18 protein-coding genes are annotated in these 23458 nt (G+C 35.0%); 10 read left to right on the forward strand and 8 right to left on the reverse strand.

The window, feature by feature from the left end; all coding sequences use genetic code 11:
* Positions 1-123: 123 nt before the first annotated feature.
* From EV143_RS08975 to EV143_RS09010, 8 genes are all read right to left on the reverse strand, one after another.
* The gene (locus EV143_RS08975; protein ID WP_133507630.1) at positions 124-1230 is read right to left on the reverse strand and encodes a pectinesterase family protein; all 1107 of its coding nucleotides are present in this window, start codon (positions 1228-1230) and stop codon (positions 124-126) included.
* A gap of 98 nt (positions 1231-1328) precedes the next feature.
* Positions 1329-2636 (reverse strand): L-fucose:H+ symporter permease, encoded by a 1308-nt coding sequence (gene fucP, locus EV143_RS08980; protein ID WP_133507631.1) that lies wholly within the window; start codon positions 2634-2636, stop codon positions 1329-1331.
* Between the two features lie 109 nt (positions 2637-2745).
* The gene (locus EV143_RS08985) at positions 2746-3189 is read right to left on the reverse strand and encodes a MaoC/PaaZ C-terminal domain-containing protein (RefSeq protein WP_133507632.1); all 444 of its coding nucleotides are present in this window, start codon (positions 3187-3189) and stop codon (positions 2746-2748) included.
* Between the two features lie 106 nt (positions 3190-3295).
* Positions 3296-4357 (reverse strand): Gfo/Idh/MocA family protein, encoded by a 1062-nt coding sequence (locus tag EV143_RS08990; RefSeq protein WP_133507633.1) that lies wholly within the window; start codon positions 4355-4357, stop codon positions 3296-3298.
* A 1-nt stretch (position 4358) separates the two neighbouring features.
* Positions 4359-5582, reverse strand: a complete 1224-nt coding sequence (locus tag EV143_RS08995) for an extracellular solute-binding protein (RefSeq protein WP_133507634.1) — start codon at positions 5580-5582, stop codon at positions 4359-4361.
* Positions 5582-6721 (reverse strand): CaiB/BaiF CoA transferase family protein, encoded by a 1140-nt coding sequence (locus EV143_RS09000; protein WP_133507635.1) that lies wholly within the window; start codon positions 6719-6721, stop codon positions 5582-5584. Before EV143_RS09000 ends, EV143_RS08995 begins: the two co-directional genes overlap by 1 nt.
* A 2-nt stretch (positions 6722-6723) precedes the next feature.
* Positions 6724-7869, reverse strand: coding sequence for a CaiB/BaiF CoA transferase family protein (locus tag EV143_RS09005; RefSeq protein ID WP_133507636.1), 1146 nt, complete (start codon positions 7867-7869; stop codon positions 6724-6726).
* A complete protein-coding gene (locus tag EV143_RS09010; protein ID WP_133507637.1) occupies positions 7866-9014 on the reverse strand; it encodes an ABC transporter substrate-binding protein in 1149 nt (382 codons plus the stop codon). Before EV143_RS09010 ends, EV143_RS09005 begins: the two co-directional genes overlap by 4 nt.
* A gap of 322 nt (positions 9015-9336) precedes the next feature.
* Between EV143_RS09010 and EV143_RS09015 the strand changes: the two genes are divergently transcribed.
* The 10 genes from EV143_RS09015 (at position 9337) to EV143_RS09060 (ending at position 23348) form a co-directional block, all read left to right on the forward strand.
* Positions 9337-10101 carry an SDR family NAD(P)-dependent oxidoreductase gene (locus tag EV143_RS09015; RefSeq protein ID WP_133507638.1) on the forward strand — a complete coding sequence of 255 codons (765 nt, stop codon included), beginning with the start codon at positions 9337-9339 and terminating at the stop codon, positions 10099-10101.
* A gap of 179 nt (positions 10102-10280) precedes the next feature.
* Positions 10281-11135, forward strand: a complete 855-nt coding sequence (locus EV143_RS09020) for a fumarylacetoacetate hydrolase family protein (RefSeq protein ID WP_133507639.1) — start codon at positions 10281-10283, stop codon at positions 11133-11135.
* Positions 11136-11154: 19 nt separating this feature from the next.
* On the forward strand, positions 11155-12168 hold the full coding sequence (locus EV143_RS09025) for a zinc-binding alcohol dehydrogenase family protein (protein ID WP_133507640.1): 1014 nt from the start codon (positions 11155-11157) through the stop codon (positions 12166-12168).
* Positions 12169-12376: 208 nt separating this feature from the next.
* Entirely contained in the window at positions 12377-13174 is a 798-nt protein-coding gene (locus EV143_RS09030) for an SDR family oxidoreductase (RefSeq protein WP_133507641.1), read from the forward strand.
* A 3-nt stretch (positions 13175-13177) separates the two neighbouring features.
* Complete coding sequence (locus EV143_RS09035) at positions 13178-14008, forward strand: amidohydrolase family protein (protein ID WP_133507642.1); 831 nt, start codon at positions 13178-13180, stop codon at positions 14006-14008.
* 427 nt (positions 14009-14435) lie between these two features.
* Positions 14436-16577, forward strand: a complete 2142-nt coding sequence (locus tag EV143_RS09040) for a bifunctional aldolase/short-chain dehydrogenase (protein ID WP_133507643.1) — start codon at positions 14436-14438, stop codon at positions 16575-16577.
* 405 nt (positions 16578-16982) lie between these two features.
* The gene (locus EV143_RS09045; protein WP_133507644.1) at positions 16983-19499 is read left to right on the forward strand and encodes an L-rhamnose mutarotase; all 2517 of its coding nucleotides are present in this window, start codon (positions 16983-16985) and stop codon (positions 19497-19499) included.
* Between the two features lie 155 nt (positions 19500-19654).
* Positions 19655-20719, forward strand: a complete 1065-nt coding sequence (locus EV143_RS09050) for a Gfo/Idh/MocA family protein (RefSeq protein WP_133507645.1) — start codon at positions 19655-19657, stop codon at positions 20717-20719.
* On the forward strand, positions 20716-22296 hold the full coding sequence (locus EV143_RS09055; protein WP_133507646.1) for a sodium:solute symporter: 1581 nt from the start codon (positions 20716-20718) through the stop codon (positions 22294-22296). The genes EV143_RS09050 and EV143_RS09055 overlap by 4 nt, the downstream gene beginning before the upstream one ends.
* Before the next feature lie 116 nt (positions 22297-22412).
* Positions 22413-23348 (forward strand): hypothetical protein, encoded by a 936-nt coding sequence (locus tag EV143_RS09060; RefSeq protein ID WP_133507647.1) that lies wholly within the window; start codon positions 22413-22415, stop codon positions 23346-23348.
* Positions 23349-23458 lie beyond the last annotated feature (110 nt).

Raw genomic sequence — 23458 nt, forward strand, 5'->3', positions numbered from 1 at the left:
GCCTGCGCAGATGGTACTGCAGTTATGTGGGAGAGTATGTCGTCGCCTTTCTTTTTAAAAACCCTTCATCATAAGATGAAGGGTTTTTTCGTTTACAATGGGTTTGAGATTATGTATTTCTGATTAATGGAATCCTTTTTCAAAAACTAAATCGGCATTTTTAGCTTTCTTCGCTGGTAATATAGAATTGCATTTGTCTTTATCAATTATTGGATTCCAATCTACATCAAGAATGTTTGCCGTTGTAGAATTAGCTGCAAATATTTTTTCTTTAGTATATTCCGAAGCTTCTGTTTTATTTAATTGATGTGACCAAGGTATGCGAGCATTTGGTTTAAAAACTGGGCCGTAACAATTATATTCGGCATAAAAAGTGGTTTTCCAATTATTGTAAGCTTTATGTTCTGGCTCTTTTGACCATACAGACCAGCCATCAGGAATAATATGTGACTCTTCAAAACAATGAATAAAAACTACATTTGCTCCAGCTCCCCATGGTCTTCCTAAAGATACATTTGGAGCAGCTCCTTTGGGATATTCCATCACAACACAATCTTTAAAGACAAAACCGTATTTGTTCTTTCCGAGATCCTGATTGCTTGCGGTAATATATGAACCTCCCTTACTTTGAATAAAGCAATTTTCAAATAAAGCGATACCAGAACCGAAAATAAAATCTGTAGTGCCATCAATAATGCAATCTTTTATATAGGTTCTCTTATTTGCTTTAAGATAAAAAGTATCCTGAAAGCCACTTATTTTGCAGTTATGAAATATTGATCTATCACCATTAATCATTAAAGCTACAGCCTGTCCTCCTTTCTTATATTGTGGCAAATAGCTATCAATTGTATTTTTAAACGTAATATTTTCTGCAGAAAAACCATCAGCTTCAATTAAAGTGCTAAATGATTTACTGGTTCCTCCAGCAATTTCTGCATAATCATCATAAGTAAGAATCGTATTTTTATAAGACTCACCAATTAGGGTTACATTTTTCTTGCTTGATATGAGCTTTAATTTTTCTTTATATGTGCCAGCTTTAACAAAAATGATAGTACGTTTCAAACTATTATCAGGAACGGCATCAAATGCTTCCTGAACTTTAGTAAAATTCCCGCTTCCATCTATAGCCACCACAATGGCATAAATGCTTTTATTTTGTTGAGCAGATAATATATTGGCAAAGAAAAGTAGTAATAAGTAAATTTTCTGAAGCGTATTTTTCATTTTAAAATGGAATCTTTGTAATTTATTTAAAAAAAATCCAAGGCGTATTCAATACAACAATAACACCTTGGAAGATTTATATAAAATTAAAAAATTAATTAAGATGAAACACTATTCTTTACTTTGTGCCCAAACACACCAAAAGAAAGAATGATAATAAAACATGCTAAAGGAATAATATAGCCCGATTGAATATCATCATGATTAATGTCAATTAAAGTTCCCATTCCGTAAGGTAAGATTGCACCACCTACAATTGACATTACTAACCATGAAGAACCCGTTTCAGTATTTGATTTTAATCCAACCAAGCCTAATGAAAAAATAGTTGGAAACATAATCGACATAAAAAATCCGATTCCACCAAGCGCATAAATCACATAAATTCCTGTTCCGTAAATTGCTACTAGACAAAGTAGAATACTAATTATGCAATAGATTGAAAGCAAAACATAATCTTTTACAAACTTCAAAAAGAAAGTTCCGATAAAGCGTCCGGCCATAAAAAGAAAACCATAGATTCCAAGATAATATCCCGCTGTTTTTTCATCTAATCCAGCTCCTTGTTGTGCAATTCTAATGAAAAAACTGGTAATACAAACCTGCGCTCCAACATAAAAAAATTGTGCGACTACGGCCCAGCTTAAATGAGAAAACTTTAAAACAGAGAAAAATCCTGGTTTAGCTTCAACTTCTGTATGTTGTGGTTTCATAGAAGGTAAATGCATAAAATAAAATAATATGGCAACTAAAACCAGCACACTTCCAAGAATGATATAAGGTAATTTTACAGATGAAGCTTCTTCTAATAAATAAGCGGCTTTTGTTGCATCTGGCATGGCAGCCATTTGTTCTGGTGTATGGGTTTTTCCTGAAAGAATAAATAATGATCCTACAATTGGAGCAACCATTGCTGCTAAACCATTAAAAGATGCTGCTAAATTTAATCTTTTTGAAGATGATTCCGGTGGACCTAAAATAGCTGCATAAGGATTTGCACTAGTTTCCAGAATGGTTAAGCCACATCCAATTACAAATAAAGCAAACAAAAATAATTCATAAGTTCGTGTGTTTGCTGCAGGCACAAACAGAAAAGCTCCGGTAGCGAAAACTAATAAACCTGTTATGATACTATTTTTGTAGCCAAATCGTTTAATCAGCATTCCGGCAGGAATTGCCATAATGAAATAAGCAAAAAATACGGAAGTATCAATTAATGTTGATTGACGATTATTTAATTCACAGGCTTTTTTTAAGTGTGGAATTAAAATAGAATCCAGATTATGAGCCATTCCCCAAAGGAAAAATAAGCTTGTTATTAAAATGAAAGGCAAAAGATATTTTGTTCCTTTTCCTGTTTCTGTTGCGGCTTCATGTTGATCGCCAATTTGGTTGGTTATTTGCATAGTTAGTTTTTTTAAAGGTTCGGAGGGACAAAGATTCAAGAGACAAAGATTTATACGTTCAGATTAAAAACCTCTGTACCTTTGCAACTTTGCTGCTTTGTACCTTCTATTAAAGATTCTTTTTTACTAATAATAAATGATCGCAAACGAGAACGACTTCACCTTTTTGATTGATAATTTCAACATGTTCGGTAACTGTTCCCATATCTGGTTTTTTAGCTTCTCCTTTTTCTGAAATGGTGATTTCTGAATGAATGGTATCACCAATATGAACCGGTTTTACAAATCGCATACGATCATATCCTTTAGAAAAAGCTTCCGGATTAATTTCAGATGCTGTTAAACCAATACCAATACTAAAAACCATAGTTCCATGAGCGATGCGTTGACCGAAAGGTTGAGTTTTACACCATTCCTCATCCATATGATGTGGAAAAAAGTCTCCTGTATGTCCTGCGTGAACCACAAAATCAGTTTCTGTAATGGTTCTGCCTAATGTAACTCTTTTATCATTAAGCTGATAATCTTCAAAAAAGGTGGATTTGAAATACATATATTTTAATTGTGAATTGTAAATTGTGAGATTTATTTTAAAAGTCAGTTGGTTTTGCATTCAATTTTTAAAAACTATTAAACTTCTGACTTATAACATTTAACATCTAACTTAATAAAATGCCTCCGTTTTCATTGCTGATGTAACAGGCTTCAACTACTTTCATGGTATCTAAAACGTCTTGCACACTCGCTAATAATTTTTGATCTGAACCTTCTTTATAGGGCATTAGGTTAGACATTGTTCCGATAAAAGCTTCCGGAAACCATGAGCCTTCGAGTTTTATTTCTTTCCATTCATATTTGCCTTCTTCATTCTCAACTGCGTATTCAAAAATGTCAGGCAAACCGTCAGGATAATTCATTAATAATCCCATCTTAGCTTTAATGGCGCCTTTTGTTCCTTCCCATTTAATGTAACTTTCTTCATGTTTCGGCCCAAAATGATGATCATGATTGGTATTTATAACGACGTGTTTGGTTTCTCCATAATCTAAAATAATAGTCGATCGGCTGGAGGATAACTTTTTTAGTGGATGTTTTGCTGTTTTTGCCATCACACTTTTTGGATTTCCCAGAAATGAACGTATGCAATCGATATAGTGAACACTATGAAAAAGAATTTCTAATCTTGGGTGTTCCTTAATAAGAGGAAATAATTCCCACGGTGTATTAACAGTGACTTTAAATTCTAAATCATATAATTCGCCAATGATTCCTTCATTAATTAAATATCTTGCTGAGCTCACGAAAGAGGCAAAACGCAATTGAAAATTAATAGCAGCGACCAAATTTTTTCTCTCACAAACAGCAACAATTTCAAGAGCTTGAGCTAAATCATTTCCCATTGGTTTTTGAATTAGCACTGCAGCACCATCAGGAAGCTGTTCTAAAATCTCAATATATTGATCAGGAAGAACAGTAATATCATATACAGCATTTGATGGAGCATTTTTTACTGCATCGGTAACAGATTCAAAAACATGTGCTATTTTAAATTGCTTAGCCAAATCATGTGCCTTGGAAATAGTTCTGTTTGTAATACCGAAGACAGTAAATCCAGCCATTTCATAAGCAGGTAAGTGGGCATCTTTTACAATACCACTCGCACCAATAATAATGATGGGCTGATTTGTTTCCGGTAATAATGGTTTATATGGAATATTCATCTTAAATAATTTTTTGAATCGTATTTTGAGTTTCCTCTAATAAATTTTTAGACTGAATGTCGCTTTCTATCGCTTTCAAAACCATTTCATCTATCAACGCTGCAACTTTTGGCCAAACCGGAGTTTGTGGTAAGGTTAAAGCATTTTCGTGAAGCATTTCAAGTTTATGATAAAACGGAATAGTTTTGTTTATTTCCACATCATTCCAGGTTGATTTTCTGCAGCCAATTCCTCCTTCATTCGTTAGTAATTTATCGCTTTTTGCTGTGGTTGCAAATCTTAAAAAATCGTAGGCAAGTTCTTTGTGCTTGCTGCCAATGCCAATTGTATACAGCCAATAAACATTCAAAGAAGCCGTTTTATGGTTTTTATCAAACGGAAGTTCCGTGATATCTACTTTGCCTTTTACTTTCGATTCTTCGATTATTTCACACATCGATGCAAATCCAAACCAATTAATTGCCATTGCCGCTTCTCCTTCGGCGAAAGCCATTCCAGCTTCAACAGAACCAAATTTTTTAGATTTCGGATGAACAGCTTTTTCATTATTTACAATTGTTCTGTAAAAATCTAAAGCTTCAATTGCTGCACTTTGATTAATATTAATCTGATTTTGGACATCTACTAATGATCCTCCACGTGTCCATAATTGAAGGCAAAAATCAAAAACCATATTATGTCCGTCCGGATAATTTGCAAAAACACAACCGTAAAGATTCTGATCAGGTCTATTAAAAAACTCGGCTATTTGAGCAAATTGTTCCCAGGTTTTCGGGGGATTTAATTCATAACCAAACTGATTTTTAAAATTTTCTTTTTCGGCTAAATCTTCAAATAAATCTTTTCTAAAAATTAAGCATTCAGGGCCATCGTGAAATGGCAGTCCGTAAGTGCTGTTTTTTATTTGTTGTAAATGCAATAATGATTGGTGCCAGCCTTCAGGATAATCCTGAGGTGGATTTTGATTAATAAATGATGTTAAATCAAGCACCGCTTTTTCGTTGGCGGCATCAAATATCCAATCGGTATTAATATGTGCAATATCCCAGGTTCCGTTTTTCAAACCTTTTTTCGTAATCGTTTCTTCATAAAGATTATGCAATTCTAAAGGAACCATTTCAACCTCAATAGAAACATTATTTTTAAGGCAAAACAAATCCCAAAGCTTTTGAAGCGTACTTTCAAAAGGATCAAACTTTCTAACAGCTATTCGTAATTTTCCCATTATATAGCTATAAATTCTTTAATGATTTTCTCGTTGTCTTGTCCTAATTTTGGAGAGCCTTTACCAGAAGTTAGATATTCTCCATCTATTTTAATCGGGCATCTTGTTGTTTGATAGGAATAGCCATCTAACATTTGAACTTCTTGTGTAAAATCTAAAATTTTAAATCCTTCTTCAGCAAAAAGCTCTTGATAGTTTAAAACTCCGGCGCACCAAATGTCAGCAGGTTCTAAAATACTCAACCAAAAATCTGTATTTTGAGTTTGTAAATGTGTGGCTAAAATATTTTTAATTTCATCTCTTAAATGGAATTTGTTCTCCGGAAATTGCAATAAAGCGTCACATTTTAAAAGCGAAGCCAAAACAGGAATCGAGCCCATTGCCAAAGCTAAAAAGCCATTGTTGGTTTTATAAATTCCGTAAGGCGCACCCAAATAAGCGTGAGCATTATTAGTTTTGGTTCGAACAGGCAATTCTCCTCCGTCATTAAAAAAAGTAGTGATGGTTTCAAACTGAAAATCGAAAGCAGATTCTAACATACTTACCTGAACAGAAGCTCCAATATTATGTATGGCTTTTCGATATAAAGCCGCTAAAATTCCCTGAGCCAAATGCGCTCCGGCCAACATATCAACAATTGACAAGCCCATGGGTACCGGGCCATCGTCCTGATTGCCACTTAACCAGGTTAAAGCTGTTAAGGATTGCAACAATAAATCTTGTCCCGGTAAATCTTTTAAATCAGGGTGATTTCCAAAACCCGAAATCGAAGCATAAACAATAGTTGGATTAATTACTGCAACATCTTCATAACTTAAACCTATTCGTTCCATAACTCCTGGTCTGAAATTATGCATGACTACATCGGCCTTTGCTAATAATTTTTTTAATTTCTCGAGTTCTTCGGCTTGCTTAAAATCTATGGCAAAAGATTCTTTATTTCTGTTAATGGTATGAAAAACAGAAGATTCTCCATTCATAATCAAGTCAGAAGTATATAAAGTTCTGCAAATATCTCCAGTTCCCGGTTTTTCAATTTTTATAACGCGCGCGCCCAAATCAGCCAATCGTAAACTTGCTGAAGGACCTGAAAGAAACTGACTAAAATCTACTATTAAATAATCTTCTAATGGTTTCATTCCTATTCGTTTAAAAATTGTTCATGTATTTTCACATTATCTTCCCCAACTTTTGGAGCTGCTTTTATGCTTGTTAAAATTTTCCCGTCAAGCTGAATTGGACTTCTGGTTGTTATTATTTTTTTTCCAGCAGAATTCTGAACAGTTTGTTTCAATTCCAATTCATTCACAAAAGATTGATTGTCTAATTCTTCATAATTGAGAACTTTTCCAGACCAAATTCCTTCTTTTTGAAGTAAACTCAACCAATAATCAGATTTTTGAGTTGACAATTGTTCACTTAATAGTACTCTGATTTCATCTCTTTTTTCAAACCAAAGCTGCTTGTCAGCATACTTTTGTAAAGCAACGCCCAGCGTATTTCCAATAAAAAGTAAATCTCCCATGGCCAGAGAAATATAACCGTCTTCAGTTTTGTATATTCCGTATGGAGCGCTAAGAAAAGCGTGCGCACTTCCTTTAACATCGCCTCTTTCCGGCAACTGTCCGCCATCATTTAAGAAAGAAGTAATTGCTTCAAATTGTACATCTAAAACAGATTCTAACAAACTTACTTCGACCAAAACTCCTTTTCCGGTTTTGGCTCTTTTCAGTAAAGCCGCTAAAATTCCCTGTACAAAATGATTTCCGCACATTAAATCGGCTACAGCCAGACCAAACGGAATCGGACCCTGACTTTTTCTGCCGCTTAACCAACTCAATCCTGAAAGCGATTGCAATAATAAATCTTGTCCTGGTTTTTTTGCCCACGGACCAATAGTTCCGTAACCAGTAATCGTTCCGTATATTATTTTTGGATTAATAGATAGCGTTTCACTGAAATCTAAACCTATTTTTTCCATTACGCCAGGTCTGAAATTATGTGTCATAATATCTGCCTTGGCAATTAATTTTTTTATTAAAATTAAATCATCTGGGTTTTTAAGATCAGCCGCAAATGATTCTTTATTTCTGTTAATAGTGTGAAACAGCAAACTGCTCTCATCAACAAAAAGATCTTTTATACTAAGTTGCCTGCAAGCTTCGCCTTTTACGGGGCGTTCAATTTTAATGACTCGCGCGCCTAAATCAGCTAATTTTAGCCCGGCAGAAGGTCCCGCCAAAAACTGGCAGAATTCTAAAACAACTAATCCTTCTAATGGTTTCATGTGGTTTGCAAGTTTAAAGACTTCGTATAAAGTGAGTTCATTTCTTCTAAAACTAATTCTTCGTTTCCGCCCTTCATCAAATAATCACGAACAACATCGCCGGCATGATCCTGAAAATACATATGTCCGGAATATCTTGGGCGTAAAAATGCTCTTTCTAAAGTGGGTAAAGTATTTTTGAAATAGTCATTGGTTAAAGCATTAATTCGGTTACTTTTCCATGCCTGTAAGTGACCCGGTTGTCCGCCATTATCAGCGAATATATTTTGCTGAACCTGAGATGATCCCGTAAATTCAGCATATTTTATAGCTTCGGGAATGTTTTTATTAAAAGAAGAAACAGCCAATCCGGTTCCGCCCAAAGAGCTAATCATCGGATTATTGTTTAAACGAACCAAATCATAAAAATGAAGCAAATTTTTACTGTAACCTGTTCTTGAATAATTAGAATATCCGTAAGCAAAAGGGCAATAAGCAATTTCGTCAGAATTTACCATCGCTTCATAAACCTGAATTGGGTTCCGGTTAAAATTAGCTGGATTTATTAGTTGAGCCAATTCTCTAAACATCTGCAAAGCCTTTTTTCCAGTTTCAGCAGAAATCACTTTTTCGTCAGATTGAAAAGGAGCTTCGCCAAGGCTGCAGCAAAACATATAAAGACTCATTAAAACATCAACAGGAATTCCGGCAAAAGCCACTAATCCTTTTTTAGCCAAAGCCAATAAATCATCATAAGTTTCAGGAACTTTCAATCCTTGTTTTTCCAGAATATCCAAACGTGCCGAGGCAACCGGAGTAGCAGCGTCAATTGGTAACGCCCATAATTTATTATGAAAAACATAACTTCCGTAAGAGCGGCCAACTGTATTTATTTCCTGGTCCTTTATATATGCTGTCGATAAATAATCAGATAGAGGAAGGATTGCATTTGTTTGCGCTCCAAAGCCTGTCCACGGATGATCAATTACCAAAAGATCAAATCGTTTTGCTAAATCTTCGATAGAAGCATCGGCAAATTCCTGTAAACTTCTTTTCTCCCAGGTAATCTCAATATCTGGATTAAGTTCTGTAAACCGCTGTGCTGTAGCAACCATTGGCAACAAACCTCTTGTGTGATTCCAGGTAATCCCTTTTAGTAGCTTCATTCTTGAATAATTTATGGGTAATGATTTATTTGAAAATTAATAAATGTAAAAAACACAATTACAAAAATAGAAATAAGATTGACTTGAACAATAAATGAAGCATTTATTAACAGTCATTTTTTAAAGTATATGAATCAGAACAGGATTTTTTTTACAAACCGCACAAAAAATGTTATAATTTATTAAAGTTTACTCATTTTAGAGTATTCATTTGAAAATATTTCTCAAATATTAATATTTAAAATTACTTTTGTAATTGTGGTTTTTACATTTATTAAATGTGAATCAACAGAAAATACATAAATGACTAAATAAGAATAAAATGTTTTCATTAAAAAATAAAAAAACAGTTGTTACCGGCGGAGGCAGCGGAATAGGAAGAGCAATTGCTACTTTGTTTGCAAAACAAGGAGCAGAAGTGCATATTATAGATTTATCACTTGAAAGCGCACAAGAAACTTTAGACGAAATTAAAAAAGCTGGAGGAACTGCCTTTTCGTATGCCTGTAATGTAGCTGACCAGAAAGAAGTTGTTGCAACATTTGAAAAAATCGGCAACATTAATATTCTAATCAATAATGCAGGAATTGCAAATGTTGGAAAAGTAGATACCACAGCAGAAGCTGATTTTGATCGTGTTATGGATGTAAATGTAAAAGGCGTATACAATTGTTTGTTTGCGGCGATTCCACAATTTAGGCTCTCAAATGGTGGCGTAATTATCAATATGGCATCAATTGCGGCGTGGGTTGGTATTCCGGATCGTTTTGCTTATTCAACAGCAAAAGGAGCCGTTATGGCAATGACATTATCTGTTGCAAAAGATTACATAGGAGAAAATATTCGTTGCAATTCTATTTCTCCGGCAAGGGTTCACACTCCTTTTGTTGATGGTTTTATTTCGAAAAATTACGCTGGAAAAGAAGCCGAAATGTTCGAAAAATTATCACAATCACAACCTATTGGCAGAATGGGAAAACCAGATGAAATTGCAGCGTTAGCATTATATTTATGCAGCGACGAAGCAGGATTTATAACCGGCTGCGATTACCCAATCGACGGAGGATTTATCAAGTTAAATAACTAGAAAAGGTACTAAGGTTCTGAGGTGCTAAGATGCTACGGTTTTTATACTTAAAGTCTTAGTTACAATGGAACTGGCAACTTAAAAAATGAATAAAAAAGGAGCTAAGGTTCTAAGATACTAAGAGTAAAAAAACTTAGAACCTCAGGACCTTAGCAACTTAGAACCTTAAAAAATAAAATATGAAATTAATACGTTTTGGAGAAATCGGAAAAGAAAAACCAGGAGTTTTAATTGGTGAAAAAAGATATGATGTTTCATCAATCGTTTCAGACTTTAACGAAAGTTTTTTTGAAGAAGACGGTTTAGAGAAATTACAAAAAGCATTAGAAAGTAATCCCACTTTGCCAGAAGTCGATTCAAGTGTACGTTTGGGATCTCCTGTTGCGAGACCTTCGAAAATAATATGTATCGGTTTAAATTATGTAGATCATTGCAAAGAAACCGGAGCGCCAATTCCGACAGAACCAATCATCTTTTTTAAATCAACAACTTCATTATGCGGGCCTGACGATGATGTAATTATACCTAAGAATAGTGTAAAAACAGATTGGGAAGTGGAACTGGCATTTGTAGTAGGTAAAAAAGCGAGTTATGTAGATGAAGCAGAAGCTTTAGATTATGTTGCGGGTTACGCTTTATTGAATGATTACAGCGAAAGAGAATTTCAAATCGAGCGCGGCGGACAATGGGCAAAAGGTAAAGGATGCGACACATTTGCTCCTCTTGGACCCTTTTTGGCGACTAAAGATGAAGTAAAAGATGTTGATAATTTATCGATGTGGTTAACAGTTAATGGTAAAAAATATCAGGACAGTAATACGCTGAATTTAGTTTTCAAAATTCCATATTTATTACATTATTTAAGCCAGTTTATGACGTTGCTTCCTGGCGATATTATCAGTACAGGAACGCCTCCGGGAGTTGGACTTGGTATAAAACCAGATCCGATTTACCTAAAAGCCGGCGATGTTGTAGAACTTGGAATTGAAGGTTTGGGTACAAGCAAACAAACTGCAGTAGCATACAAAAAGTAATTAAAAAGAAAATTCTAAGATGAAATTTATTGTATGCGAAAAACCGCAGGAATTTAAATTAAAAGAAAAACCAATACCCGAACCAAAAGAAGGTGAGGTATTGTTAAAGATAAAAAGAATAGGAATTTGCGGAACTGACATTCACGCTTTTGGCGGAACTCAGCCGTATTTTGAATACCCAAGAATTTTAGGTCACGAACTTGCTGCAGAATATGTAAAAGGAAATGTAAAAGGTTTTGAACCAGACGATAAAGTAACTTTTATTCCGTATTTTAATTGCGGAAAATGTGTCGCTTGTAGAAACGGACTCACCAATTGCTGCGTAAATATAAAAGTTTTCGGAGTTCATATTGATGGTGGAATGGCCGAATATGTTACGATTCCGGAGCAATATTTATTGCACGGTCAAGGTCTTGATTACGATCAATTGGCATTAGTTGAGCCTTTGGCAATTGCGGCGCACGGAGTACGAAGAGCTGCGGTTACTGCAAATGATACTGTTTTGGTAATGGGTGCCGGACCAATTGGTATCGGATTGATTCAGTTTGCAAAAATTGCCGGAGCAAAAGTTATAGTAATGGATATTAACGATTACAGATTAAACTTTTGCAAAAACGAATTGAATGCTGATGCAACCATAAATCCGTTAAACGAAGATGTAGCACAAAGATTAGCAGAAATTACCAATGGCGACATGGCAAATGTTGTGATTGATGCAACCGGAAACCAAAAGGTAATGAATAGTGCTTTTAATTATATTTCGCATGGCGGAAGATTTGTTTTGGTTGGACTTCAAAAAGGAGAATTGAGTTTTAGTCATCCCGATTTTCACAAAAGAGAATCGACTTTAATGAGCAGCAGAAATGCAACAATTCAGGATTTTGAATATGTAATGGAATGCCTGAAAAACGGAAAAATAGATCCTAAAAAATACATTACGCACAGAACCAGTTTTTCAGAAATGATTACCGATTTTGGACAATTAATTGATCCGAAAAATAATGTAATTAAAGCATTAATAGAATTAGAGTAACGCTTTGCGTATTGTTATTTTAAACACATAGAAACATAGATTTTAAAATAAGCAATGAAGATGATTTTTAGAAAATCAAGATTTTTTCACATAGTAAAACTATGAGATTTATTTGAAGTGAAACGACTTTTTTTAAGCTATGAAAACTATGTTTCTATGTGTTAAAAAATATTTACAGCTATTGATAAATCTCAAATAACCACAACAAATGGATTTAAATTTAAAAAATAAAATTTTTGTCGTGTCGGGTTCGGCAGGAAAACAAGGCAGTATTGGAGAAACCATTATTAACCGAATTGCAGATGAAGGTGCGATTCCGGTTTTAGTTGACAGAAACAGCAGAGGAGCAGATTATGCAACAGCATTTCAAAAAAGAGGAATCGATTCTTTATTTGTAGAAACAGATGTGACTGATCCAATCGAAATTGAAAATGCAGTTAAAAAAATCGTTGAAAAATACGGAAGAATTGATGCCGTAATTAACAATGTTGGAGTAAATGACGGTGCAGGTTTAGATTCAAGTTATGAAGAGTTCATGAATTCTTTGAAACTAAATGTAGTGAGCTATTTTTTAATGGTTAAATATGCACTTCCATATCTAAAAGAATCAAAAGGAAATATTCTAAATATTGGTTCAAAAGTGGCTTTAACCGGGCAAGGCGGAACTTCAGGATATGCGGCTGCGAAAGGCGGAGTTTTAGGACTAACCAGAGAATGGGCGGTAGATTTAATTCAATACGGAATTCGTTCGAATGCGATTATTATTGCAGAAAGTTATACTCCGGCATACGAAGACTGGATTGAAACATTACCCGACGGCGAAGCGGTTTTAAAAAAAATCAATAAAAGTATTCCGTTTGAGGGAAGAATGACCAAAACAGAGGAAATTGCAGACACAGTACTTTTCATAATTTCAGATCGTTCATCGCACACAACAGGGCAATTTGTTTTTGTTGATGGCGGATACGTGCATTTAGATCGCGCTTTAATCAACGATGTAAATTAAAAAATCATGAACCGAATTGATGCACATCAACATTTCTGGAAATTTGATCCAATAAGAGATAGTTTGATTGATGATTCAATGCAGAAAATTCAAAGAGATTTTTTGCCCAAAGATCTTTTTCCATTACTTCAACAAAATCAATTTTCAGGTTGTGTTGCCGTTCAGGCCAGTCAATCAGAAGAAGAAACGAATTTTTTAGTTGATTTGGCTGCCAAAAATGAATTTATAAAAGGAATTGTGGGTTGGGTAGATTTGCGAAATCAAAATATTGAAGAGCGTTTGATTTACTTTTCAAATCACAAAAAAATAAAAGGTTTCAGGCACGTTGTTCAAGGTGAACCCGATGATTTTATGTTGCGAAAAGATTTTCAAAACGGAATCGCTGCTTTAAAACAATTTAATTACACCTACGATATTCTTATTTTTCATCATCAATTACCGGCGGCAATACATTTGGTAAACCAGTTTCCTGATCAGTCTTTTGTGGTTGATCATATTGCAAAACCGGATATAAAATCAGGCGATATTTTATCCTGGAAAAAAGGTATTTCAACAATTGCAAAAGCTGAAAATGTAATGTGCAAAATCTCCGGAATGGTAACAGAAGCCAATTGGCAATCCTGGAAACCGAATGATTTAAAACCTTACTTAGATGTTGTTTTCGAAAATTTTTCTGTTGATAACTTAATGTTCGGATCAGATTGGCCCGTGTGTAATGTAGCTTCAGATTACACAGAAGTCGTAAAGACTTTAGAAGATTATATTGCTCAATTCTCCGTTCAGGATCAAAATAAAATTTGGTATGAAAATGCCCAATCATTTTATAAGCTTTGAGTTTTTAATATTGATTAAAACTTAAATTAAAGAAAAATGCTTCCCGAATAAATCAATTTTGTTGATGAAATCCGGAAGCATTTTTTATTTCAGGAACTAAATTCTGAAGAAAAAAAATAGCTTTTAAATTACATTTTTAGAATTCCATAAGTAAAGTAGAATTTAAATTTGCGTCAATTCAATTTTTATTTTACTTCACTTTCGCATCCTCAATTTAATAGCTTCCGCCTAATTTTCATGTAATTACAAGAATTTTAATTCTCTTTCTCAATTATTATTTTGTTTTACAGTCAATTATACATGTTAATATTTAGTTATCAATACGATACGACCTTTTTTGTAAAGGATAGTACAGGATAGTTATGTTTTTTACATTCTCTTATTTTACAAAACAATATTATAAACAACCAAATATATAATATCAAAAATGTTGAATAAAAATACTATAGATATGAATTTTAAGCACGTAAGCTATCTTTGGGAGGAGTCTAAGGCGGCAGCATTGGCAGGCGATGAAGTTGGGCTTTTCATTTATCGTTCTAATTTACTTGGAGCCGATTTGCGATTAACCAATTACGGAGGCGGAAACACTTCTGTAAAAATCACTGATAAAGATCCTTTAACCGGAGCAAGCTCAGAGGTAATGTGGATCAAAGGTTCGGGAGGAGATATCGGAACGCTTACCAAATCGGGCTGTGCGGCATTGTATTTAGAAAGACTTCGTAATCTTGAAAACGTTTACAAAGGCATCGAATTCGAAGATGAAATGGTAGAATTATTCAATCATTGTATTTTTGATTTAGCTTCAAAAGCGCCGTCAATCGACACACCGTTACACGGATTTTTACCCTTCAAACATATTGATCACCTTCATCCTGATGCGGCAATTGCAATTGCAGCAGCCAAAGACGGAGCAAAAATCACCGAAGAATTATTCGACGGCGAAATTGGCTGGGTAGGCTGGCAGCGTCCGGGTTTTGATTTGGGACTTCAACTAAGAAGCTGTCTCGAAGAAGCAGAGAAAAAAGGCAAAAAATTAAGAGGAATAATGTTAGGCTCTCACGGTTTATTCACCTGGGGCGATACATCATACGAAAGTTATATCAACACGCTTGAAGTAATCGAGAAATGCGCGACTTATCTTGAAAATAATTACGGAAAAAAACGTCCTGTTTTTGGAGGACAAAAAATAGAAAGCCTGCCAGAAGAAGCAAGAAAACTAAAAGCAGCGAAAGTTGCTCCGATTTTAAGAGGATTCTGCTCCTCAGAACGCCAAATGATTGGACATTATACTGATGATCAAAGAGTTTTGGAATTCATCAATTCTAATGATTTGAAAAAACTGGCTCCACTTGGAACCTCTTGTCCGGACCACTTTTTAAGAACCAAAATCAGCCCGCTTGTTTTGGAATTGGATCCAAATGAAGATTTATCAGATGTAAATGCCATCAAAGCCAAATTAACACCTGATTTTGAGGGGTACAGAGCCATGTATAAAGAATATTACAACGCTTGTAAAAAATCAAATTCACCGGCAATGCGTGACCCAAATCCTGTGGTAATCTTATATCCGGGAGTTGGAATGTTCACTTTTGCCAAGGATAAAACCATGGCAAGATTGGCATCAGAATATTATGTGAATGCCGTGAATGTAATGAAAGGCGCAGAAGCGGTTTCAGAATATACTTCATTGCCGCATCAGGAAGCTTTCGATATCGAATATTGGTTACTCGAAGAAGCCAAATTGCAAAGAATGCCAAAACCAAAAGCCTTGTCTGGAAGAATAGCTGTTATAACAGGTTCAGCCGGAGGAATTGGAAAAGCAATTGCCAAGAAATTTGCTCAGGAAGGCGCTTGTGTCGTAATCAACGATATCAACGAAGAGCGACTACAGGAAGCAACAGCAGATTTTATCAAAACCTTCGGGAAAGATGCCATTGCAAGTACATTACTAAATGTAACCGATGAAAAAAGTACTGAAAAAGCGTTAGACCAGGCTTGTTTAGCTTTTGGAGGCGCTGATATTATTGTGAACAATGCCGGAATCAGCATCTCAAAATCAATAGCGGAACACACCCTTGAAGAATGGGACAGATTGTACGATATTCTGGTAAAAGGACAATTTATAGTTTCCAAAGCCGGAATCGAAGTCATGCGCAAACAAGGATTTGGAGGTGATATTGTAAACATCGTATCGAAAAACGCGGTTGTTGCAGGACCAAACAATCCGGGTTACGGCTCAGCGAAAGCAGCGCAGGCACATTTAACACGCCTTATGGCAGCGGAACTCGGACCGGATAAAATCCGTGTAAACACGGTAAATCCTGATGCCGTAATCTCAGATTCAAACATTTGGTCTGGAGGCTGGGCAGAAGGAAGAGCCAAAGCATATGGCATTACGGTAGCAGAATTACCGGGATATTATGCCAAACGCACCTTACTCAACGAAATCATATTGCCTGATGATATTGCCAATGCCTGTTTTGCATTTGTTGGCGGCTTCCTGAATAAATCTACAGGAAACGCACTGAATGTAGACGGCGGTGTAGCGATGGGCTTTTATAGATAAAGACAGTTTTTTTAAGTTTGTTTAAGCAAAAGTGGTTTTTTGTGATCTAGCGTCCGGCATTGTCGGACGTTATTTTTTTATAAAATACATGCTAATTACTTTTACCGCAAAGAACGCTAAGTTTTTTACTCTTAGCTTTTATGAAAATACAAAGTTCGCAAAGCTTTGTATTGACTTAGCTTTGCGAACTTTGTGTTTTAGAAGTCATTCCTAGATAAAAATCTTTGCGTTCTTTGCGATAAAAACCATATAATGTGTAAAATACACACTTATTTAACATGTTTCAGGAAGGTACAGGATACTTATGTTTTCTGGTTCATTTAAATTGGTGCCAAATAATTATATAAAGTGCTAAATTTGAGAATATAAATTCGAATTTTAAGCATTATAAAATTAAAAAACAAAATGCGTCTACCTATTCTCTATAAAATATTTATAGCTTTTTTGATCACCTGTTCCGTATTTTCAGCAACTGCGGGAGAAATTTGGGTTTCACCGAATGGGAATGATAAAAATTCGGGAACAAAATCAAGTCCTTTAGCAACCGTACAAATGGCAGTAAGAAAAGCCAGAGAATTGCGACGTCTAAAAGATCCTTCCATAAAAGATGGTATTCATATAATTGTAGCAAACGGAACCTATTATTTAAACGAGCCATTATTCATAAGACCCGAAGATTCAGGTACTCCAGAAAGTCCGACAACTATTGAAGCCGATATAAATGCAAAACCAATTTTAAGCGGCGGATTAGAAATAAAAAACTGGAAAAAAGCAACATCAATAAATGGTCTAAAAAAAGCAAATGTCTGGGTTGCCGATGCCCCTCAAAAAGCAGGTGAAATTATCAATTACAGACAATTATGGGTCAACGGAAAAAAAGCTGTTAGAGCCAAAAGCACTGCCGGAAATCAAATGGACCGAATTCTTTCCTGGGATGCAGCAACTGAAACGTGTTGGATTCCTTTTAAAGATAAATCCATAAAGTACGAACCCGGAATGGAAATGTTCATCATACAATGGTGGTCGACTGCAAATCTTCGAATTAAAAATATTGAAGTTCAAAAAGACAGGGCGAGACTTTCTTTTGAACAGCCCGAAAGCCGCATTCAAAGCGAACATCCTTGGCCGGCGCCATGGATTTCAAAGAATAACGGAAATTCTGCATTCTTTCTAAACAACGGAATCTCCATGCTGAATGAACCCGGCGAATGGTTTTTAGATAAAAAAAATGCCAAAATCTATTACATTCCAAGAGAAGGAGAAGATTTAAATTCGGCAAAAGTAACAGTTCCTGTTCTCGAAAATTTAGTCGAGATAAAAGGAACAATTGATTCTCCGGTTCATCATTTTAATTTTAAAGGAATCTCATTTCAATACAGCAATTGGCTTCGTCCTTCGCAACAAGGTCACGTTCCGTTGCAGGCCGGAATGTATTTATTAGATGCTTATAAACTAGCAATTCCCGGAACTCCAAATCAGGCGAATCTGGAAAACCAAGGTTGGGTGGGGAGACCACGCGCAGCTGTTGAAGTCAATTATTCAAATAATATTCAGTTAGAATGGTGTCGTTTCGAACATTTATCTTCAACAGGTTTAGATTTAAATAAAGGAACAAATCACAATACAATCAAAGGAAACTTATTTAAGGACATTGGCGGAAATGCCATTAGTGTTGGTGTTTTCTCTGAAGAAGCTTTTGAAGCTCATTTGCCATTAGTGATTAAAGACGAAAGAGAAATTTGTTCAGATGAAGTAATTGCAGACAATTTAATTACCAATGTTGCCAATGAAGATTGGGGATGCTTAGGAATTGCCGTTGGTTTTGTAAAAAATCTTACGATCGAACATAATGAAATTTCGGATGTTGCGTACAGCGGAATCTCGATGGGCTGGGGCTGGACACATACCAAAAACGTGATGGAAAACAATAAAATAGTGGCGAATAAAATTCACCATTACGCAAAGCATCTTAATGATGTTTCCGGAATTTACACACTTTCATCACAACCAAATAGCCGAATAGAAGAAAATTATATTGATAAAGTGTATAACAGTCCGTACGCACACGATCCGTTTTTGTGGTTGTATTTGTACACCGATGAAGGAAGTCAGGGTTTTACAATCAAAAACAACTGGATTGCGACTGAGAAAATCTTAAAAAACAACAACGGTCCGGAAGGGAATATTTGGGAGGATAATAATCCGTATGTAAGCACAAAAATTAAAGATGCTGCCGGAATCAGAGAGCCTTACACCGACTTAACAAAAGAAGTTGTAATTGACAAAAACTGGGGTTTACAAGAATTACCAAAATCGGTTGCAATAGAATTGATCGGTTCAAATTTTGATATCGAAAAAATTAAATCGACTATAAAAGGTTTTAGAATTGTAGGCGAATCATTGCACCAATGGAAAAATCATTTAGTGATTTACGGAAAAATGAATCAGCCGGAAAGAACAAAAAAGAAATTGGCTTTGGCTTATCCATCGGCACAAATAAAAATTTACGAAAATCCAATTTATGATTTCCAAAATTTTGAAAGATGTAAAGATTCAAAACCGGCATCAGACTGGGAAAATGTTGTTTTGACAGCCAATTTAGTTGACGATCCGAAACTGCAAAAAGAATATGTAGATTATCACACGACACAATTTGAAAAATGGCCTGAAATCGCAAAAGGATTCTGCAATGCCGATTTTCAGCAATTGCAGGTTTTCAAAAATGAAAAACAATTAATGTTGATTATCAGCATTCCAAAAGGAGAAAATCTGGATAAACTAAATCCAAAAACAACCGAAAACAATCCGCGCGTAGACGATTGGAATGCCTTAATGAAAAAATATCAAACCGGAATCGAAGGCTCAAAACCAGACGAAACCTGGATTTTCCTTAATAAAGTGAATGTAGAAGAGAAGAAATAGAAAAAAAGAGTCAAGAAGAAAGAATGTACAGGAGAATCAAGAAGAAGGAAAATCTCCCCGATCTGCTTAATCTGCGTGAAAAAACAAAACTAACCTCAAAGAAGATTTTAGAAATAATCTAAAATCTAAACTCAAAAATCTAAAATAATATACTCATGTTAAAAATCGCCATTTTAGGACTCGGAGAAGGAAGAAGCACGATGTCGGCAGCTTTAAAAAGTTCGAAATTAGAACTCGTAAAAGTATGCGACAGAAATGAGGAATTGTGTAAACAAAGAGCAAAAGAATTTGATTTCCATTTGTATACAACAAACTACGCTGACTTATTAAATGATGAGGCAATAGATATCATAGCCATTTACACACCAGATCATCTGCATGCTGATCATGTTAAACAAGCTTTGTTGCATGGCAAACATGTCGTTTGTACAAAACCATTTATCGATAATCTTTCGGATGCAAAGGAATTATTAGCCTTGAGCGAGAAAACCGGAAAGAAAGTTTTTATAGGTCAGAGTTCAAGATTTTTTGAGCCCGCAAAAAGACAACGTACCGATTTTGAAGCAGGTTTAATAGGTGATTTAATTACAATCGAAGCACATTATCACGCCGATCACAGATGGTTTTTAGAAAAAGAATGGTCATTACTGCAATCTTTTAAATGGCTTTACGGAGGTTTAAGCCACCCTGTAGATTTTATCAGATGGTATTTGCCGAATATTCAGGAAGTAATGGGTTACGGAATGATCAGCAGCAACGGAAGCGTCGCCGGATTAAAAAACGAAGATACGATGCACTTTATATTCAAAGCAACCGACGGAAGAATTGCCAGAGTTAGCGGCGTTTATACTTCGCCAACACAACCAGCACAACGTGATAGCGGAATGAGTACGATTTTGAGAGCGACTGAAGGCGCAAGCCAGGCCGATTATCATGAATTGCGATACGCTGTTACAGACAAAACGGGAGAAGAAAAAGTAATAACCTGGGGAGATTCAACCTTAAAACATTATTTCCGTTTCGAAGGACAAAGTCATCACGCAGGCGAATATCAAAATTATCTGGAATATTTCGTAGACAGTATAGAACAGAATTTTGTTGCTTATCCTGACATGAAAGAAGGCATTGGAACCGTAGCATTATTACAAGCGATGGATAAATCTTTACAAATCGGAATGCCAGTAAAAATAGCTGATGTTCTTAACGAATACGGATTATGAACAGCATTTACGATAAGTTAACGACCTTAGATTTTATAATTGTTGGGGTTTATTTGGCCGCTTTATTAATAATTGGCTATGTAGTAAGCGTAAAACAAAGCAAGAAAAACGAAACGCTTTTTCTGGCCGGAAACTCACTAAAATGGTATAGCATTGGTTTTAATATGTGGGGAACAAATGTTGGGCCTTCATCATTATTGGCCTTTGCGAGTATTGGTTACGCAACCGGAATTGTAGCCGGAAATTTCGAATGGTACGCTTTTGTATTTCTATTGCTTTTGGCAATGGTTTTTGCACCCAGATATATCGCCAGCAAAGTAAGCACAATGCCGGAATATATGGGAAAACGCTATGGCGACAGTACACAAAATATTTTAGCCTGGTACGCTTTGGTGAAAATTTTAGTAAGTTGGTTGTCATTAGGATTATTCAGTGGCGGAATTTTAGTACGTCAGATTTTAGGAATTCCGATGTGGCAAAGTGTTACCGTTTTAGTCATTTTTTCAGGAATATTTACTTTTGCCGGAGGATTGAAAGCCATTGCAAAAGTGAATGTTTTTCAAATGATTTTACTGATTGTGGTTTCACTAACATTATCTTATTTAGGATTAGAAAAAGTGGGTGGTATAAACGCATTAATTGCAAAAACGCCTGCAAATTTCTGGAATTTAGTTCAGCCTGCAAACGATGCACATTATCCGTGGCCGGCAATATTATTAGGATATCCTGTGGCGGCCGTTGCTTTTTTCTGTACAGATCAATCGATGGTTCAGAGTGTTTTGGGAGCAAAAAATCTGGAGCAGGGACAACTTGGAGTTAATTTTATCGGTTGGCTAAAAGTTTTGGCTTTACCCTTGTTTATTTTACCGGGAATTCTATGTTACGTTTTATATCCCGAATTAGGCAAAAATTCTGATTTAGCTTACATGACAATGGTAACCAATTTATTTCCAAGCGGAATGAACGGATTGGTAATCTGTGTTATGATTGCCGTTTTGGTCGGGACTATTGGTTCATCATTAAATGCATTAAGTACCGTTTTTACCAATGATATTTATGTCAAAAAAATAAATCCTTCGGCATCTATCAAGGAACAAATTAAAATTGGCCGAATTACAATTGCCGTCGGATGTTTGTTCGCCATTCTTATTGCCGTTGCGATTGATAATATAAAAGGGCAAAATTTATTCAATATTTTTCAGGCCGTTTTAGGTTTTTTGGCGCCATCTTTATCTGTAGTTTTTCTGTTGAGTATTTTCTGGAAACGTACTACGAAGAAAGCAGTAAATGCCACTTTATCATGGGGTTCTGCCTTTAGCTTATTTGTTGGAGTTTTATATCTATGGATTTTCCCTGCAGATAAATATCCCGTTTGGCCACACTTTTTATTAATCTCATTTTACATTTTTGCGACTTTATTAGTGTCAGCGATTGTTATTTCATTGGCAGATAAAAATCCGGAAACTACTTTTGTTAGTGAGACTAATGTTCCCTCAACAAGCAAGCGAGTTAAAATTCTATTTGGGTTATTAGGAATCACGATCGCAATTCTATATCTGATATTTAATTTTAATTAAAAACACCGAATTAAATTTTTGTAAGATATAATCTATTAGAATATTTCATTTTCGTAGAATATATCTTATATTTGTAATACTATTCATTCATATATTACAACTATAAAAATTTAATTATGTCAAAAAGTTTACTATTAGTTTTTGTACTTCTTCTTTTATTTAAAGTAGATAAAGCTGTTTCGCAGAACCAGGAAATATATGTTACCAAAGTTAAAAATCAGGACAACAGCGTAGATTTTAATTATATAAAAAATGCGGTTGGCAGCTATTTCCTTAAAGTTGAGTTAGAAAATGTAGAAAATGTAGAGGGAAGTGCCTCACTAAGCGCAATTCATAATTTTAATTTAACGGCCGATTCAGGAACACTGTTTAAATTATTTCCCGCTGATAATCGAACAGAAATTTTTTGTTCCTATAACTATAGTTATCAAAAAGGAACAATACAGCCCAAAGTCGATGAGGCCATAACGTATGTTCTTCCATTCAAAAAAGATAAAAAAGTAACAATTTACGAATCAGGACGTTTTAATATAAAAACTGATATCTGGAAAAATTATCTTGCTTATTCAAAGACAAAAGATACCATCTATGGCATGCGAAAAGTAACTGTAGTAGACATTGTAAAATTTGCAGCTAACACTACAGATCAAACAGCAACAACAGTGTATAGAACAAAAATTATAGTAGAGCATGCTGACGGAACAAATGCTTCATATATTGGACTAGATCCCACTTTATTATTTGTAAAATTAAACCAAACTATTTATCCGCAATCCCCAATCGGAGTTATGGATGATGTAATTAATTATGAAAAAAATCGTGATTTTAAATTCAATATTTTTTATTTCTCTAATGAAGAATTAACAGATTTAAAAGGAAAAAAATATAAGGTAATTGAAAAATCAGTTATGCCGAACTTCTTAACAAAAGAAGGAAAGCAAAAACTAATCACAGATCAGGATTATATAGCAACATGCAATGATGATGTAGTTTTTCAGGAAATGACTAATGAAGAAAAACAAGTACATAATAATTCTAGTAATTTGAATTAAATTTTTTTTGATTAAATTTTAAAATGCCTCAAGATTCTTGAGGCATTTTTTTGTTGTATAACTTTAAGATGAACTGAATGATTAATCTGACAGGCGATTGTATTTTTGAA

Source organism: Flavobacterium chryseum (genome assembly GCF_004362015.1).
GTDB lineage: Bacteria > Bacteroidota > Bacteroidia > Flavobacteriales > Flavobacteriaceae > Flavobacterium.